15 protein-coding genes and 4 tRNA genes are annotated in these 17,413 nt (G+C 62.1%); 15 read left to right on the top strand and 4 right to left on the bottom strand.

From position 1 onward, the window contains the following. Positions 1-100 precede the first annotated feature (100 nt). The 7 genes from FQ746_RS25575 to FQ746_RS25545 all read left to right on the top strand — a co-directional run bounded on the left by FQ746_RS25575 (position 101) and on the right by FQ746_RS25545 (position 7,727). Positions 101-194, top strand: a tRNA-Ser gene (locus FQ746_RS25575). A gap of 380 nt (positions 195-574) precedes the next feature. Then, entirely contained in the window at positions 575-934 is a 360-nt protein-coding gene (locus FQ746_RS25570) for a hypothetical protein (RefSeq protein WP_144112574.1), read from the top strand. 337 nt (positions 935-1,271) lie between these two features. After that, positions 1,272-3,077 (top strand): extracellular solute-binding protein, encoded by a 1,806-nt coding sequence (locus FQ746_RS25565; protein ID WP_409932428.1) that lies wholly within the window; start codon positions 1,272-1,274, stop codon positions 3,075-3,077. A 65-nt stretch (positions 3,078-3,142) separates the two neighbouring features. Beyond that, positions 3,143-4,180, top strand: a complete 1,038-nt coding sequence (locus FQ746_RS25560; protein WP_144112572.1) for a microcin C ABC transporter permease YejB — start codon at positions 3,143-3,145, stop codon at positions 4,178-4,180. Next, positions 4,180-5,286 carry an ABC transporter permease gene (locus FQ746_RS25555; RefSeq protein WP_144112571.1) on the top strand — a complete coding sequence of 369 codons (1,107 nt, stop codon included), beginning with the start codon at positions 4,180-4,182 and terminating at the stop codon, positions 5,284-5,286. The genes FQ746_RS25560 and FQ746_RS25555 overlap by 1 nt, the downstream gene beginning before the upstream one ends. Positions 5,287-5,288: 2 nt before the next feature. After that, complete coding sequence (locus tag FQ746_RS25550) at positions 5,289-6,917, top strand: ABC transporter ATP-binding protein (RefSeq protein ID WP_144112767.1); 1,629 nt, start codon at positions 5,289-5,291, stop codon at positions 6,915-6,917. A 135-nt stretch (positions 6,918-7,052) separates the two neighbouring features. Beyond that, entirely contained in the window at positions 7,053-7,727 is a 675-nt protein-coding gene (locus FQ746_RS25545) for a C40 family peptidase (protein ID WP_144112570.1), read from the top strand. 124 nt (positions 7,728-7,851) lie between these two features. Here the strand turns inward: FQ746_RS25545 and FQ746_RS25540 are convergent, their stop codons facing one another. Together FQ746_RS25540 and FQ746_RS35335 are read right to left on the bottom strand one after the other, a co-directional pair. Next, positions 7,852-8,808, bottom strand: a complete 957-nt coding sequence (locus FQ746_RS25540) for a patatin-like phospholipase family protein (protein WP_144112569.1) — start codon at positions 8,806-8,808, stop codon at positions 7,852-7,854. A gap of 66 nt (positions 8,809-8,874) precedes the next feature. Continuing rightward, complete coding sequence (locus FQ746_RS35335; RefSeq protein ID WP_260854165.1) at positions 8,875-9,003, bottom strand: hypothetical protein; 129 nt, start codon at positions 9,001-9,003, stop codon at positions 8,875-8,877. 273 nt (positions 9,004-9,276) lie between these two features. Here FQ746_RS35335 and gltX point away from each other — a divergent pair, with 273 nt between their 5' ends. The 5 genes from gltX to FQ746_RS25515 all read left to right on the top strand — a co-directional run bounded on the left by gltX (position 9,277) and on the right by FQ746_RS25515 (position 11,959). After that, on the top strand, positions 9,277-10,686 hold the full coding sequence (gene gltX, locus FQ746_RS25535; RefSeq protein WP_144112568.1) for a glutamate--tRNA ligase: 1,410 nt from the start codon (positions 9,277-9,279) through the stop codon (positions 10,684-10,686). Positions 10,687-10,834: 148 nt separating this feature from the next. Further along, positions 10,835-10,910: transfer RNA gene (locus tag FQ746_RS25530), tRNA-Ala, on the top strand. Between the two features lie 196 nt (positions 10,911-11,106). Further along, positions 11,107-11,182, top strand: a tRNA-Glu gene (locus tag FQ746_RS25525). A gap of 93 nt (positions 11,183-11,275) precedes the next feature. After that, positions 11,276-11,352, top strand: a tRNA-Asp gene (locus FQ746_RS25520). A 142-nt stretch (positions 11,353-11,494) separates the two neighbouring features. Next, on the top strand, positions 11,495-11,959 hold the full coding sequence (locus tag FQ746_RS25515; RefSeq protein WP_144112567.1) for a GNAT family N-acetyltransferase: 465 nt from the start codon (positions 11,495-11,497) through the stop codon (positions 11,957-11,959). Between the two features lie 36 nt (positions 11,960-11,995). Here FQ746_RS25515 and FQ746_RS25510 read toward each other — a convergent pair whose 3' ends face one another. Further along, positions 11,996-12,883, bottom strand: coding sequence for an AraC family transcriptional regulator (locus FQ746_RS25510; RefSeq protein ID WP_144112566.1), 888 nt, complete (start codon positions 12,881-12,883; stop codon positions 11,996-11,998). A gap of 220 nt (positions 12,884-13,103) precedes the next feature. Between FQ746_RS25510 and FQ746_RS25505 the strand changes: the two genes are divergently transcribed. Then, the gene (locus tag FQ746_RS25505) at positions 13,104-13,505 is read left to right on the top strand and encodes a gamma-glutamylcyclotransferase (protein ID WP_144112565.1); all 402 of its coding nucleotides are present in this window, start codon (positions 13,104-13,106) and stop codon (positions 13,503-13,505) included. A gap of 68 nt (positions 13,506-13,573) precedes the next feature. On the opposite strand, the gene aceB is transcribed toward FQ746_RS25505, so the two are convergent. Continuing rightward, a complete protein-coding gene (gene aceB, locus FQ746_RS25500) occupies positions 13,574-15,175 on the bottom strand; it encodes a malate synthase A (RefSeq protein WP_144112564.1) in 1,602 nt (533 codons plus the stop codon). 276 nt (positions 15,176-15,451) lie between these two features. Between aceB and FQ746_RS25495 the strand changes: the two genes are divergently transcribed. After that, entirely contained in the window at positions 15,452-16,354 is a 903-nt protein-coding gene (locus FQ746_RS25495) for a LysR family transcriptional regulator (RefSeq protein ID WP_144112563.1), read from the top strand. Positions 16,355-16,503: 149 nt separating this feature from the next. Beyond that, positions 16,504-16,938 (top strand): universal stress protein, encoded by a 435-nt coding sequence (locus tag FQ746_RS25490; protein ID WP_144112562.1) that lies wholly within the window; start codon positions 16,504-16,506, stop codon positions 16,936-16,938. Positions 16,939-17,413 lie beyond the last annotated feature (475 nt).

The following is a 17,413-nucleotide window of genomic DNA, read 5'->3' as shown; positions in this document are numbered from 1 at the left end:
AAACTGGCACAAAAAGTGTTCGTCAGACATTGACCTTCCCGGTTCGGCCCGCTATTATCTTGGCTTCGTTGCGCTGACTCCCTGCGCAACCGAAAGTTTGGGAGACGTGGCCGAGAGGTCGAAGGCACTCCCCTGCTAAGGGAGCATCTGGGCCAAAACCTGGATCGAGGGTTCGAATCCCTCCGTCTCCGCCAGAAGTGGTAGAGAGAACCCCGCAGAGTCTAGGCTCTGCGGGGTTTTGTTTTTTCTGCTCCGCTTATCCTGGCATGCGTTCAATGACGATGCGGCAGAGTGCCAATGAGTAGCCCTGCACGTGGGCTTCGATTTGTCTCAATACCAGGGATGCCGAAGTAAATCGCAACCAGGCTGATCGCAATGTTTCTTTCAATCGAAGAACGACGCTCAAGTAACAACGCCGTCACCTTTTCACCGCAATTTCGTTGCTTGTAACCAGACGTTACGTAGCGCGTGTGAATGCGATTTTATGCATCAGTTATTACAAAGTTGAAATACGCGTTGCGCTGCCTTGCGCTATATTTCCGCCAACAACACACATTCGTCGAAAGGGTGATCCATGAAGTCCACTCGTTTTGTTCCATTTGTTATCGGGGTAGTTGCGTTGGCCGCGTCGGGCGCTGCAATGGCCGGCGGTCTGAATGTCGGCGTGAACATCGGTATTCCCGCACCGGTGTATGTGGCGCCTGCGCCGGTCTACGCACCGCCGCCTCCGCCTCCGCCGCCGGTCGTGTATCAACCGGCACCCGTGTATGGCTATGGCTACGGTGGTCCGGCCATCGTCATCGGCTGGCATGGCGACCGTTATTGGGACGGCCGACGTTACTGGGGCCGCGACGATTGGTATCGCCGTCATCCTCCGGGCCGCGGCGGCGATTATCGTCGTGACCACTACGACAATCGCGGCGGCTGGCATTGAGCATAGCTGGCATCAGCGATCGGCAAGTAGAACCGCCCGAAAGGGCGGTTTTTTTATGGCTGGCGGTTTGCAATGCGCTCACGAAGTCTTCGTTGATGGCATGCAAAGGTCTTATGCCCGAGGGCTTTCTGGAAGCGCGGATTTATTGGGTAGAATTCTGTCACTTTGCAACCGCTACCCGACTGACAAGGCTCCAATGACAACTGGCTCGCGAAGGGTTCACACGCCTCGTGCTTTTCGTAGCAGCGTGATGCTCAACTCTTCGCGTGTCGGTCTTCCCGTGCTGCTACGTTCATGGCGATCGGCTGGCGCGGCAGCGCTTGTCAGCTTAAGCGCAATGGCCGCGCTACTTGCTTCTTCGCAGGCGCACGCGGTCTACGCCATCGCGCAATACGGCGAACCCAAATACCCGGCGGATTTCAAGCACTTCGACTACGTCAATCCCGATGCGCCGAAGGGCGGCACGCTGGTCATGGCGAATCCCGGGCGGCTCACGAGCTTCGATAAATTCAATCCGTTCACGTTGCGCGGCAATACCGCGCCCGGCGTGGACGTGATGTTCGAAAGCCTCACGACCGGCAGCAGCGACGAAGTCGCGTCTGCCTACGGCCTGCTTGCCGACGACATCGACGTGGCGGCGGACGGCATGTCCACGACTTTCCACATCAATCCGCGCGCGCGTTTTTCGAACGGCGATCCGGTAACGGCCGACGACGTCAAATTTTCGCTCGACACGCTGAAGAGTCCGCAAGCCGCGCCGCAATTCGCCTCGATCTTTGCGGCCATCACGCGCGCGGTAGTGGTGGATCCGCACACGATCCGCTTCGAGTTCCAGCAGCGCAATCGCGAGTTGCCGCTGCTGGCCGGCGGCATGCCGGTGTTCTCGCGCAAGTGGGGCGTGAAGCCGGACGGCACTCGCGTCGCGTTCGACCAGCTGGCGTTCGAAAAACCCATCGCCAGCGGCCCATATCTGATCGAGCACTACGACAACGGCCGCACGATCACGTATCGGCGCGACCCGAATTATTGGGGCGCCGCGCTGCCCGTACGCGTGGGCACGAACAACTTCGAGCGCATCGTCTACAAGCTGTATTCGGATAGCACGGTGCGTCTCGAAGCCTTCAAGGCCGGCGAGTACGACGCGATGGTCGAATACGTCGCGCGTAACTGGGTCCGGCGCGATGTCGGCAAGAAGTTCGACGACGGCGAGCTGATCAAACGCGAATTCCCGCAACATAACGGCACCGGCATGCAGGGCTTCATGCTCAATACCCGGCGACCGTTGTTTCAGGACGTTCGCGTGCGTCATGCGCTCGACCTCGCGCTGGACTTTCAATGGCTCGACCGGCAACTGTTCTTCAATCAGTACAGGCGCATCGACAGCTTCTTCGTCAACACCGACTTGCAGGCGAAAGGGCTGCCGACGCCTGGCGAGCTCGCATTGCTCGAACCGTGGCGCGCCCAACTCGATCCCGCGGTATTCGGGCCGCCGCCGGCGCAACCGGACACCGATCCGCCAGGCTCGTTGCGCGCCAATCTGCTGCAGTCGCGCGCGTTGTTGCAGCAGGCGGGCTGGACCTATCGCGACGGCGCTTTGCGCAACGCCAAAGGCGAGCCGTTCCAGTTCGAGATACTCGACGACTCCGGCTCGGCCGCGCAAATGGAGCCGATCATCGCGACCTTCATCCGCAATCTGCAGAAGCTGGGCATCACGGCGACGTTTCGCGTGTCGGATTTCGCGGTGTATCAGAAGCGTCTCGATGCATTCGATTTCGACACCACCACGATCCGCATGCCGGACGTGCAGGTGCCGGGTTCGGAAGAGATCGACCGCTTCGGCAGCAAGGCCGCCGACACACCCGGATCGGACAACGCGATCGGGCTGAAGTCGCCGGTGGTCGACGCGATCCTGAACGCGCTCGTGCGGGCGCAGACGCGCGAGCAACTGGTCGATGCGACCCACGCGCTCGACCGGGTGCTGATGCATGGCTACTATGTGGTGCCGCATTGGTACAGCGCGACGCATCGGGTGGCGTTCAGGCGCGGGCTCGCGTGGCCGAAGACGCTGCCGCTTTACTACGGCGCGGAAGGCTGGATTACGTCGACATGGTGGCTCGACCCGTCTGCCGGACCCAGGCAGTAACGCATTCAATACACCCGCGCACGAACTTCATTCACCGCCGTCGCAGCGAAACCGGAAACGCCGCCATGTGGAGCTACATCCTCAAACGCCTGTTGCTGATGATCCCGACTTTGCTCGGCGTGCTGACGCTCACCTTCGTCGTGATCCAGTTCGTGCCGGGCGGTCCGGTCGAGCAGATGCAGCTCGAACTGCGCAAGGGCGCCGAGCACGGCGCGCCATTCGGGCTCCGTGCTCACACCGGCGTCGACGCGCAACAGATCGCGCAACTCAAGGCGCTATACGGTTTCGATAAGCCGCCGCTTGAGCGCTACGGTCTGATGCTCAAGCGCTTCTCGACCTTCGACCTTGGGCAGAGCTATTTTCGTCATCAGAGCGTGTGGTCGCTGATCGTGTCAAAACTGCCCGTGTCGATCAGCATCGGCTTGTGGACGTTCTTCCTCACTTATCTGATTTCCGTGCCGCTGGGCATTGCGAAAGCCGTGCGCAACGGTTCGCGTTTCGACATCGCAACGAGCCTCGTCGTGCTGATCGGTTATGCGATACCGGGCTTCGTACTCGGCGTGCTGCTGCTGGTGCTGTTCGGTGGCGGCTCGTTCCTGCAGCTGTTTCCGCTGCGCAACCTCACCTCGGACAACTGGGCGCAGCTGAGCCTCGGCGGCAAGATCGTTGATTACCTGTGGCACATCACGTTGCCGATCACGGCGTCGGTGGTGGGCAGCTTCGCGGTGGTGACGATGCTGACGAAAAACGCGTTCCTCGACGAGATTCGCAAGCAATACGTGTTGACCGCGCGCGCCAAGGGTCTGTCGGAGAAACGGGTGTTGTGGAAGCACGTGTTCCGCAATGCACTGCTGCCGCTGATCGTCGGTTTTCCGGCGGCGTTCATCGGCGCGTTCTTTACCGGCAGTCTGCTGATCGAGACACTGTTCTCACTCGACGGGCTCGGCCTGCTGTCCTACGAATCGGTCATGCGGCGCGACTACCCGGTGGTGCTCGGCACGCTGTATCTGTTCACGCTGATTGGCCTTGCGACCAAGCTGGTTTCCGACCTCTGCTATGTGTGGGTCGATCCCCGCATCCAATTCGAACAACTGGACCGTTGATGAATCGAACCCGTCTCTCGACCGATGCGGCCGCGCGCGCCGAAACCGCGCGCGCCTTCATTTCGCCGTCGCCTGCGCGCCGTGTGTGGCAGCGGTTTCGCCAGCAGCGGCTGGGCTACTGGAGTCTGATCGTGTTCGTGGTCGCGTTCGCGGCGAGCCTGGCGGGACCGCTGTGGTCGAACGACAAACCGCTCGTGGTGCGCTACGCGGGGCATCTGTATTTCCCGATGTTCGAGACGTACGCCGAAACCACCTTCGGCGGCGACTTCCCGACACCCGCCGATTACCTAGATCCGTACGTCGTGAAGCGTCTGGAGACGCCCGGCAACTTCGTGCTGTATCCGCCGAACCGTTACTACTACGACACGCTGAACTACTTCTCGAAGGCGCCGAATCCGGCGCCGCCGTCGCACGACAACTGGCTCGGCACCGACGACCGCGGGCGCGACCTGTTCGCGCGTCTGCTGTACGGTTTTCGCGTGTCGGTGGAGTTCGCGCTGGTGCTCACGCTGATCGGCACCGTTCTGGGCATTGCAGCGGGCGCGGTGCAGGGGTACTTCGGCGGACGGATCGACATCGTCGGGCAGCGGCTGATCGAAATCTGGAGCGCGCTGCCCGAGTTGTATCTGCTCATCATTTTCTCGTCGATCTTCGAGCCGGGCTTCATCCTGCTGATCGTGCTGCTCTCGCTGTTCGGCTGGATCGGGTTGTCCGATTACGTGCGCGCGGAGTTTCTGCGCAATCGTCACCAGGACTACGTGCGGGCGGCGCGGGCCATGGGCCTGTCGAACTGGCAGATCATGTGGCGCCATGTGCTGCCCAACAGTCTGACGCCGGTCATCACGTTCCTGCCGTTCCGGATGAGCGGGGCGATTCTCGCGCTGACGAGTCTCGACTTTCTCGGCCTCGGCGTGCCGTCGCCGACGCCGAGTCTCGGCGAACTGCTGGCCCAGGGCAAAGCGAATCTCGACGCGTGGTGGATCTCGCTGTTCACCTTCGGCGTCCTGGTGGCGATGTTGCTGCTCCTGACCTTCATGGGGGACGCGTTGCGCAATGCGCTCGACACGCGCATCTCCGATGCGATGCGCGCGGGAGGCAATCAGTGAGCGTGTCCTTCGACAATGCGGCGCAACGGGCTGGCGTGCCGCCTTTGCTGGAACTGGACCACCTGCGCGTCAGCTTCGGCGAGACGGTGGCCGTGAACGACGTGTCGCTCGCGATCCAGCGCGGCGAGCGCGTCGCACTGGTCGGCGAATCGGGTTCGGGCAAGAGCGTGACCGCGTTGTCGATCCTGCGCCTCGTGAGCGACGCGCAGGTAAGCGGCGCGATCCGGCTCGACGGTGAAGATCTGCTCGCCCGAAGCGAACGCGAAATGCGCGGTCTGCGCGGCTCCGACATCGCAATGATTTTTCAGGAGCCGATGACGGCGCTCAATCCGCTCTACACGGTCGGCGATCAGATTGCGGAGACCATCGTCGTGCACGACGGTGTGCCGGCCGGCGAGGCCCGCAAACGGGCCGTCGCGCTGCTGGGGCGCACCGGCATTGCGGAGCCCGGCAAACGCGTCAACAGCTATCCGCATCAGCTCTCGGGTGGCCAGCGGCAGCGCGCGATGATCGCCATGGCGCTGGCGTGCCGCCCGCGCCTGTTACTGGCGGACGAACCCACGACCGCGCTCGACGTGACGATCCGCGCGCAGATCGTCGAACTGCTGCTGGAACTGCAGCGCGACGAAGCGCAGAAGCGCGGCATGGCCGTACTGCTGATCACACACGACCTGAACCTCGTGCGCAATTTCGCGCAACGCGTGGCGGTGATGGAGCACGGCGTTCTCGTCGAAAGCGGGCCGGTCGAGCAGGTGTTCGAGGCGCCGCAGCATCCGTACACGCAGCGTCTGCTGGCCAGCCGCCCGGTGCGCACCGTGGTGCCGGTGCTGCCGATCTCGCCGGTGCTGCTCGAAGCGCGCGACGTTTCGGTCGACTTCCGCACCAAACTGCCGGGCGTGAGCGGCTGGTTTCGCGCCGGCCGTTTTCGCGCGGTGAACGAGGCGAGCGTGGCGGTGCGTCAGGGCGAGACCTTGGGGATCGTCGGCGAATCGGGTTCGGGCAAGTCGACGCTCGCGATGGCGCTGCTCGGACTGCAGCGCACCGCGCACGGCGACATCGAGTTTCAGGGCAGGGCGCTCGGCAGCTATCGCGGCGCCGAGCAGACCGCCTTACGGTCGAATATGCAAGTCGTCTTTCAGGACCCGTTCAGTTCGCTTTCGCCGCGGCAGACTATCGAGCGGATCGTCGGCGAAGGACTCGCGTTGCACCGGCCGTCGATGAGCCGCGAAGCGCGCCGCGAGAAGGTGATATCGGTGTTGCGCGAGGTCGGTCTCGACCGGACCGTGCTGCAGCGGTATCCGCATGAATTTTCCGGCGGCCAGCGTCAGCGGATAGCAATTGCGCGCGCGCTAGTGCTGGAACCGCGCCTGTTGATCCTCGACGAGCCGACCAGCGCGCTCGACGTGTCGATCCAGCAGCAAGTGCTGAAGCTGCTGGCCGGGTTGCAACAGAAGTACAACCTCGGCTTCGTGTTTATCAGCCACGATCTTGCGGTGATTGGGGCAATGGCACACCGTGTGGCGGTCATGCAGAACGGTTCCATCGTCGAAAGCGGAGAGGTTGAGCAGATTTTTGCGACGCCCGCGCACCCTTACACGCGAAAGCTGCTGAAAGCGGCGCTCGATCACTAATTTTTCACCCTTTCACCAATTGGGTGCGTGTCTCGATTGTATTTTTCTATTTGTTTTGACACACAAATACTTACTGGCTAGTATCGACCAAACTTTTCCGTAGCTCACTGATTCTTTGGCAAAAACTACCGACCAATGCAGCACAGAAATCTAACCCAGGCTTGTACGCGCGTCGTCGCCGGGATGTTCATTGGCGTCTTGATAGCAGCAGCTCCCGGCGCTTTCGCCGACGAAGCGAGCGGTTCGCTCCAAAATGCCTCAGCTTCGACCCTCAGCGGGTCGAACTCGTTGTCCTCCTCCTCTTCTCTGACCTCGCAACCGGCTGCACCGGAAAGCAGCGGCGGTGCCAAGTCGTTCCTGTCCGGCATGGCCGGTAAAGCGGGCGACGTGGTGGTCGGTGCGCTGAATATGATCGGCGTGCGCTACCGCTGGGGCGGCAACACCCCCGACTCAGGTCTGGACTGCAGCGGTTTCGTGCGCTACGTGTTCCAGGACACGCTGGGCATGGCCCTGCCGCGCCGCGCCGAAGAGATGAGCCGGGTCGGTGAAAAGGTGCGCGTGAGCGACCTGAAGCCGGGCGATCTGGTGTTTTTCAACACCATGCGCCGCACGTTCTCGCACGTTGGCATCTATATCGGCGACAACAAGTTCGTGCATTCGCCGTCTACGGGCAGCACGATTCGGGTGGACGACCTGGATAGCGGTTATTGGGAAAAGCGCTTCACCGGTGCACGCCGGATCGAAACCTCCTATCAGGAAGGTGAAGATCTGCGCAAGCGCGTGAATGCGACAATCGGCGGCAACCAGTAACGGGTTGTTCAAGCCGCTCGAGCGCTCGTCGGAGGCTCTGCAAGAAAAAAGCCTGCTTGTTTCAAGCAGGCTTTTTTGTTTTCCAGCCGGGGCTGGACGTTTTCGCGTCCAGCGCAACCTCCGGTTACACCGCGGCCCGGCTTGCGGCCAGCTTGCGTTGCAACTCCGGCATCAACTTCGCCACCGCTTCCTCACCCGCCAGGATCGCCGCATTACGCTGCGAAAAATCGCTGCCGCTCATCGCGGCGAGATTCGGGCGGATCACGACGTCAGCGTACTTGTCGAGTTCATAGGCCTTGATGGTCTGTCCCATGATCGTGAAGGTCTGCATCAGCACATCGAACGAACTGCTGGTCAAACCGGTTTCGGGGCGCTGCGAGATGTCGACGGCAATCACGAAATCGGCGCCCATCTTGTGCGCGAACGCGGCCGGCACGGGGCTAACCAGACCGCCGTCCACGTACTCGTGACCGCCGATTTTCACTGGCTCGAAAATCGACGGCACGCTGCACGACGCGCGCACGGCGATGCCCGTATTGCCGCGCTGGAACAGGATTGGCGCACCGGTATGCAGGTCGGTGGCGACGACACCGAGCGGCTTGGCCATCTTTTCGATAGGGCGGTTGTTGAGCGTCGTGTTGAGGTAGTTCTGCAGCGCGATGCCTTGCAGAAAGCCGCGCGTGCGAAACGGCATGGCCCAGTCGCTGATGGACGCTTCATCCATGGTCAGCGCGAGCTTGTTCAATGCGAAGCCGTTCATACCCGACGCGTACAGTGCGCCGACCACCGAGCCGGCGCTCGTGCCGGCCACCAGATCCACCTGGATATTGCGCGCCTCCAGTGCCTTGATGACGCCGATGTGCGCGAAACCGCGCGCAGCGCCGCCGCCGAGCGCGAGCCCGATGCGCAACGGCCGTTGCGGTTTGTCGAGCGGCGGCACGCTATTGCCCGAGGTGCTGGCGACAGTCGACGAGCTGTCGGGCTTGCCGCCCGTTCCGGTCGTGGTGCAGGCGGCGAGCACGGCCGAGGCGGCTGCCAGCGAGAAGTGACGGCGGGCGAGACGAGGGGACGAGGATTTCAACGAGTTCTCCAGCAACGGCGCGGGCTGCACGAACGGCGTCGCCCTGTGCCGCGATCGGGCAGGTGGTCAAACGGACAGCATCGCCGTCGGCGATTCCAGGCTTTCGATGCGCTGTGCTTCGAGCTCCGGGCGCAGCGCGCGCACATCATAAAACAAAGCTTTGCGCACGCGGGCGCCGGTAATGAAACGTTGCACGGAGCGATGGTGGAAGCGTGGCGTGTGAGCGCGGTCGCGCCGGTTTTGCGTGCCGCTTCGATGGCCTGCTTCACCGCCGTTTGGACCGCCTGCCTCACGCGCCCCTGGCCATTCGGACGAGGGCGGCCCGCAAGTCCCGGAAGGTATAATCCGGCTCTCGCATTTAATTCCTTCGTGCCCATGCCCGGCTCATCGGCTGCATGAGCGCGCTTCGCTGCCGCGCCTCACGGTCACGTCCGTTTTGCGCCGGCGCCAGTCTTCGAGTAACCGCTAATGACCACCTCCGTCCGTACCCGTTTCGCACCGAGTCCCACCGGCTTCATCCACCTGGGCAACATTCGCTCCGCGCTCTATCCGTGGGCGTTCGCGCGCAAGATGAAAGGGACCTTCGTGCTGCGGATCGAGGACACCGACGTCGAGCGTTCCACCTCCGCCTCCGTCGACGCGATTCTCGAGGGCATGGCGTGGCTCGATCTCGATATCGACGAAGGCCCGTTCTACCAGATGCAGCGCATGGACCGGTATCGCGCAGTGCTCGAGCAGATGCAGGCTGCGGGGCTCGTCTACCCGTGTTACATGTCGACGGAAGAACTCGATGCACTGCGCGAGCGTCAACGTCTGGCGGGCGAGAAGCCGCGTTACGACGGCACGTGGCGCCCGGAGCCGGGCAAGACCTTGCCGCAGCCGCCGGCGGGCGTCGAGCCCGTGCTGCGTTTCAAGAATCCGCTCAGTGGTGTGGTGGCCTGGGACGACGCGGTGAAGGGCCGCATCGAAATCGCGAACGAAGAACTGGACGACCTCGTCATCGCGCGACCGGACGGTACGCCCACCTACAACTTCTGCGTGGTGGTCGACGACCTGGACATGCGCATCACCCACGTGATTCGCGGTGACGACCACGTGAACAATACGCCACGTCAGATCAACATCCTGCGCGCGCTCGGTGCCGAGCCGCCGGTGTATGCGCACTTGCCGACCGTCCTTAACGAAGAGGGCGAGAAGATGAGCAAGCGTCACGGCGCGATGAGCGTGATGGGTTATCGCGACGCGGGTTTCCTGCCGGAAGCGGTGGTCAACTATCTCGCGCGTCTGGGCTGGTCGCATGGCGACGCGGAAATTTTCTCGCGCGAGCAGTTCGTCGAATGGTTCGATCTGGATCATCTGGGCAAGTCGCCGGCGCAATACGATCACGACAAGCTGAAGTGGCTCAACGCGCACTACATCAAGGAAGCGGATAACGCGCGCCTCGCCGAACTGACGCGGCCGTTCTTCGCCGAAGCGGGCATCGAGGCGGCCGCGATCGAGCAGGGCGCCGATCTCGTGGCCGTGGTGGGACTGCTGAAAGACCGTGCGTCGACGGTCAAGGAAATCGCGGACAACGCCGCGATGTTCTATCGCACGCCGGCGCCCGATGCGGAGTCGCTCGCGCAGCACGTCACCGAAGCGGTACGCCCGGCGTTGGCCGATCTCGCCACCGCCTTGAAGACGGTCGAATGGACGAAGGAAGCGATCGCGGCCACGTTGAAGGCGACGCTCGGCGCCCACAAGCTGAAGATGCCGCAACTGGCCATGCCAGTGCGTCTGCTCGTGGCGGGCACCACGCATACGCCGTCGATCGACAGCGTGTTGATGCTGTTCGGGCGCGACGTCGTCGTGAGCCGTATCGAAGGGGTTTTGGCCTGAAATCGGCCTGGTGCCGATTTGTGTTTGCGGCTTAGTCCTTGATTTGAGAGGGTTTGCATGCGGCTAGCGAAAAAAGTCGCATGCATTTGCTCAAAGGGTATTTACAAAGCGAAGTTTGGCCTCTAGAATCTCGTTTCTGTTCTGCAAGGGGGGTATAGCTCAGCTGGGAGAGCGCTTGCATGGCATGCAAGAGGTCAGCGGTTCGATCCCGCTTACCTCCACCATCAGAGCAGTGTTAGGCCGGTGTGGTCTGGGTTTGGTAGCTAAAAACCTGTAGCAAAAAAGACTTCACAAGCAGTTGTAACGTAGTTAGAATATCGGTCTTTGCTGCTTCTGGAGCGAATTAGGCGGTTTTAAAGCCAGTTAGCAACAAGAAGCAAACCAGAAGCAGCGAGATAAAGACAAATCTGAAAAGATTATGTCCCCTTCGTCTAGAGGCCTAGGACATCACCCTTTCACGGTGAGTACAGGGGTTCGAATCCCCTAGGGGACGCCAGATATCAGCGTCGCTTTAGTGTTGAGTCAAACAATAAAGCAGTGCAGCTTGCAGAGAAAAAACCAACGCTCGCAAGTCTTGATAGGCAAAACTGGAGTGGTAGTTCAGTTGGTTAGAATACCGGCCTGTCACGCCGGGGGTCGCGGGTTCGAGTCCCGTCCGCTCCGCCAGATTTTAAAAAGCCCACTTCTTTCGAAGTGGGCTTTTTTTATTCCGCAGGCCGCTTCGCCTGGGTATGCTCGGGACAAATAGCCATTGCCACTGCGCGCGGCGTGTTCTAACGTTGTCCCGACTCACCTTCGCCGTCCCGCCATGTTCGATCCCACCGAAGCTCCGTCACCGTTTCATCTGCGTCAGGCCAGCATGGACGATTTCGAGTTCGCCGAAGCACTGACCCGCAACAACATGGGCGGCTATTACCGGCGGCATCATCTGGTCTGGCGTGGCGATCTGTTCCTCGGCAGCTGGCGCGAGTCGGAGAACTTCATTCTGGAAATCGACCACCAGCCTATCGGCGTGCTACGTATCACGCAGGAAGGCGACTCGCTCCATATCCGCGACGTGCAGATTGCCGAGGGCCATCGCCGGCTCGGCGCAGGAACGTATCTGCTGGATATCTCACATCAATGGGCGCGTGAGCGCGGTCTGCGCGAGTTGCAGTTGCGGGTCTTCGTCGACAATCCCGCCGCCCGTCTTTATCACCGCAAAGGATATAAGCCGGCGGGGCCGAGGCTGGCTCAACTCGGCGCGATCCGTCATCTGGCCCGGCGGGTTTGATACGCGGATAATGCGCAGCGCAGAGCCATTGCTGCGCTACGCTGCACCACTCCGATCCTGCGCCATCTCGTCATCCTCACCGGCGGCGTCTCCTGCCTCGCCATCGGGCGCGCGATGTTCCGAACCACGTTCGATAAATGCACGCGGACTTTCGCCGAACGCTCGCCGGAACATCGCGGAGAACGCGCTCTGACTCTGATAGCCGAGTGCCTGCGCCACCACCGAGAGTGGCCGCCCCTGGCTCAACAAAGGAATCGCTCGCGCGAGAATGGCCTGCTGGCGCCACTGCGAAAAGCTCACGCCGAGTTCCTGGCGAAACAGCCGCGCAATCGTCCGCGTGCTCGCCCCGACGCTCGACGCCCATTGTTCCAGAGACTCGCCGTGCGTCGGATCGGCGATAACGGCTTCGCACAAGGCCCGTAGACGCTTCTCGTTGGGCATCGGCACGGACAGTGGCAGCGGTTGCGAGCGCGTGAGTTCATCGAGCGCGAGCGCGCCGAGCAGTTGTTCGCGAGTAGCCGGGAGGTCGAGCGTATCGAGCGCGGCAATCACTTCACGCAGCAGATTGGATACCTCCACCACACGCGGCGAGTCCAGCCCGGCCGGTACGGTGTTTTCGGTGATGTAGAGCGTGCGCAGAAACGCTTCTTCGACGGCGAACACTTCGTGCGTCACGTGAGGCGGCAGCCAGATCGCGCGTGACGGCGGCACCATCCACGTGGTGCCGGCGGTGGCCACGCGCAGCACGCCGCGCGACGCGTAGGCCACCTGCGCCCACGCATGCGTATGACTGGCGATGCGCCAGCCCGCGGGCATCGGCCGCGAGCGTACGCGGATCGGGTGCGTGTCGGTCGGCTGGAACTCGGGCGGTATGTGGGCGAAGCGGACCTGACCCGACAGGTCGTTATCCACGGACGAAGTCATGACGAAGATCGATCCAGATGGCGGCGTTCGAAAGCTGCGGCAGTGGCACACGCGGCGCGAACCGCAGTGTCGAACCGCAATGGCATCCACAGACAGCGCGGAACTCCCGCGCAAAACGAGCCTCCCATTGTAGGGCGTAGGCCCGGCGGCGACCGGTGCATAATCGGCAAGCCGGCCGACGCCCGCCATTCACACCGACACTCAAGGAGAATCCACGACAATGCAGACCGTCTTTGTCTACGGCACGCTGCGTGCCGGCGAAGTGAACGACATTAGCGAGGCCGCGGCCCGCAATGAGATCGACGCACCGAACCTGCTGGGCAGAGCCACGATGCGTGGCCACCTGTTCGACTTCGGCGATTACCCGGGGCTGATCGTCGACGAGGGAGGCGTGGATATCGTCGGGGACGTGTATGAGATCGACGACCAGCTGGTCGCGATACTGGACGCCATCGAGGGAATCGACCCGGAGCTGGAAGAGCGCTTTCTCGCTCGCGAGGTGATGTTGAAGGTCGACGATAACGTCGTGAACTGCCGCTTCTATCCGGTCGCGCCGGCGTCCGTCAAAGGGCTGCCCGAGATCAGATCGGGCGACTGGGTGAGCTACCGCGCCACGCGTTGATATTTTTTCCAAAGGCGTCATGCCATGCCATGTCACGCAGAGCACGACATGACGCCAGCCAGCCGGACTTAGATCTCCTCGTACAACGGCAGCGTCAGAAACTCGGTGAAGTCTTCGGACGTCGACATCGTTTCAAAAATCCGAGCCGCGCGTTCATAGTGCGTCGTATCGCCGCCCACCGCCTGCATCACACGGGCGAGTTCCTCGGCCGACAACGCGCGCACGAGTTCAGCCGTGACCTTGCGTCCATCGTCGAGCTTGCCCTTCGGCGAGCGAATCCACTGCCACACCTGCGAGCGCGAAATTTCCGCGGTCGCGGCATCTTCCATCAGGTTGTGAATCGGCACGCAGCCATTCCCCGCGAGCCACGAGCCCAAGTAGTGAATGCCGACGTTGATGTTGTTGCGCAACCCCGCTTCGGTGATCGGCGTTTCGGGGCGGAAGTCCAGCAGATCCGCGGCGCTCACCTGCACGTCGTCGCGCTGCTTGCCGATCTGGTTCGGCTTATCGCCGAGCACCTTCACGAACTCTTCCATCGCGATGGGCACGAGGCCCGGATGCGCGACCCAACCGCCGTCGTAACCGTCACCGGCATCGCGCGCCTTGTCGGAGCGCACGCCGCCCATCGCCTTAGCGTTCGCTGCCGGATCGTTCCTGATCGGAATCAGCGCACTCATGCCGCCTATTGCAGGCGCCTGGCGGCGATGGCAGGTCTTCAGCAGAAGCAACGCATACGCGCGCATGAACGGCGCGGTCATCGTGATCTGCGAGCGGTCCGCAAGGCAGAAGTCGCGATCGGCCTTGAACTTCTTGATGGCCGAGAAGATGTAGTCCCAGCGACCCGCGTTGAGGCCCGAGCTATGCTCGCGCAACTCGTACAGAATCTCGTCCATCTCGAACGCGGCGACGATCGTCTCGATCAGCACGGTTGCGCGGATCGTGCCGCGCGGCACGCCAACCGCTTCCTGAGCCGCGACGAAAATCTCGTTCCACAGGCGCGCTTCGAGATGGCTTTCGAGCTTCGGCAGATAGAAGTAGGGCGCCGTGCCGCGCGCGACCTGTTCCTTCGCGTTGTGATGCATGAACAGTGCGAAGTCGAAAATGCCGCCCGACACGCGTTGCCCGTCCACCGTCACGTGTTTCTCGTCGAGATGCCAGCCGCGCGGCCGCACGATCAGCGTCGCGACCTTGTCATTGAGCTTGTACGACTTGCCGTTCTGTTCGAGCGAGATCGTGCGTCGCACCGCGTCTTTCAGATTCAGATGCCCGGTGACCTGGTTATCCCAACTCGGCGCGTTCGAATCCTCAAAGTCGGTCATGTACGAATCCGCGCCGGAGTTGAGCGCGTTGATGATCATCTTGCGTTCAACCGGCCCGGTGATTTCCACGCGACGGCATTGCAGATCCTGCGGCAGCGGTGCAATCGTCCAGTCGCTCTCGCGCACGCTGCGGGTTTCTGCGAGAAAGTGGGGGCGCTCGCCGGCGTCGAGCCGCTTCGTGCGTTCGGCGCGAGCCTGCAGCAGTTGCCGGCGGCGCGGCTCGAAGGTGCGATGCAACGCGGCGACCAGTTCGAGCGCCTCGCGGGAGAGGATGGTTTCGTAACCCGGCTTGATTTCAGCAGAGATTTGCATGCCTTGCGGCAGCGAAAGCGATGACAGCGAGTTCGCCATGATTTTTCCTTGGTCGGTCAGATTGCAGCGGTGCTGAGATGAAAATGCGTCGAGCGTGATATCGCTGAACAGGCGTGCGCGCGGGGCAGGGGACGAGCGGGGAAGCCGCTCGGGGGACGTGTGTCGTTATGGCCGACATAGCCGTGCGCTCCTGTCAGAGGTCAGGACGGATTGTATTAGTGATGCTTTGCGTTAAAAAATAGGCTAAAGATAACTTGATCTTTTACTTTTCTATACCTAATGTGATGCGCTTCACGCACTCGCCGTCTTAAACACATGGACCGTTTCAAGCAGATCGAGACTTTCGTCGCCGTGGCAGCCAAGGGCAGCCTGTCGGCCGCGGCGCTCGCCGAAGGCGTCGCGCCCGCGATCATCGGCCGCCGCATCGACGCGCTCGAAGAGCGTCTGGGCGTCAAGCTGCTGGTACGCACCACTCGCAAGATCACGCTGACGTTCGAGGGTTCGGCGTTTCTCGAAGACTGTCAGCGCGTCATTCACGACATGCAGAACGCCGAGGCCAGCGTGTCGGCGGGCGGCGTAAAAGCGAGCGGTCATTTGCGGCTGTCGGCGCCGGCGGGTTTCGGGCGTCGTCACGTAGCGCCGCTGGTGCCGGTTTTCACGCTCGCGCATCCGGACGTGTCCGTCACGCTCGACCTGTCCGACCGGCTCGTCGATCTGGTCAACGAGGGCTTCGACTGTGCCGTGCGCCTCGGCGAGTTGCCGGATTCGTCGCTGGTATCGCTCAAGCTGGGCGAGAACCGGCGCGTCTGCGTGGCGTCGCCGTCGTATCTGAGCCGGCGCGGCACGCCGCGCAGTCTCGCCGATCTCGCGCATCACAACTGTCTCGCGCTCGGCGCGAGCGCGAACCAGCAGCGCGGCTGGATGTTCCAGCAAGGCGACAAGGTGGTGTCCATCAAGGTGTCCGGCACGATGGAGTGCTCGGACGGCGCCGTGCTGCACGACTGGTGTCTCGACGGTCACGGTCTCGCCTGGCGATCGTGGTGGGAAGTCGGCACGGACATCGCGGCAGGGCGTCTCGCGACGGTACTCGACGAATTCGCCGCGCCGCCTATCGGCATTCACGCGGTGTTCCCGCAACGGCGTCATCTGCCGCTGCGGGTACGGCTCTTTCTGGACTTCCTGAAAGAGACCTATGCCGATCCGGTCTATTGGGGCTGAGGCCGGCTCGTCGGAAAACGCGCCGGAAAGCAAACCGAAAGCCCGCGTGCCGCTCGTCGCGTTAACTACAATCGATTGAGCGGCTCGCACGCAGAGCCTCGCAGGACGCCGGCGCCACGTTGCACGTGGCCGGCGATGGAGGTCATCTCATGTTCACGCACATTCTGGTTCCGACCGACGGCTCGGAGTTGTCGCGCAAGGCGATCAACGGCGCGATCGATCTCGCGCAGGCCGTCAGCGCGCATATCACCGCTTATGCCTGTCTGCCGCACTATCCGTATTCGCCGTTTTCCGATGTCGTCGTCGAGCCGCCGTCCGAGTTCCTGCAGCGTAGCGAGCGCGAAGCACGCGTGCATCTGCGCGAGGTCGAACTGGCGGCGCGCCGGGTGGGCGTCGCGTTCGACAGTTGCACGAGCGCGCATCCGTCGCCGTATCTGGGCATCATCGAGGCGGCCGAGCGGGGCGGTTGCGATGTGATCTTCATGGCCTCGCACGGGCGGCGCGGGTTGGGGAGTTTGCTGATCGGCAGCGAAACGCAGCGAGTGCTGACGCATACGAAAATCCCCGTGATCGTTTATCGCTGACACGCAAAAAAACGCGCCGGCGGTAAGGCCGGCGCGTCCGATGTTCGCCGCACAATCGGTTGTGCTGGCTTTCTTCACTGCTGCGTCCTTCCGTCTCTCAGGTTCCGGCCCGAAGACCTTGGCCTGCTGACCCCGGAGGACGTTCCTCCCTGCGGCGATCGCCCTCTGACGGGGCGGTGACTGCATCGCCTCCAGCGCCTTTCGTGGTGGTGTGTCAGGCGTTATTTAGCGGCACCGGCTGTCCGTGCCGGATGGGCGATTAGGTGTTCGTGAAGTCTTATAGAAGAGTCTAGGCAAGTCGGAGGCACCGCAATAGAGGCTGCGCGGTGAAAATATGAAATTTATTCTTCAATTAAATCATGTACTTATCGACTGGTTTTCATATCGAGAAGCGCGTTTTTCCATCCTGCAATCGGGCGCTTGTGCTCTGCAGCACCACTTTTTACGACGCAAAAAAATTCGCCACATCGTGAGA

Source organism: Paraburkholderia sp. BCC1886 (assembly GCF_900996245.1).
In the GTDB taxonomy this organism is placed as follows: Bacteria; Pseudomonadota; Gammaproteobacteria; order Burkholderiales; family Burkholderiaceae; genus Paraburkholderia.
Note: the sequence above shows the minus strand (reverse complement) of the source record. Positions and strands in the feature narration are given on the sequence as shown.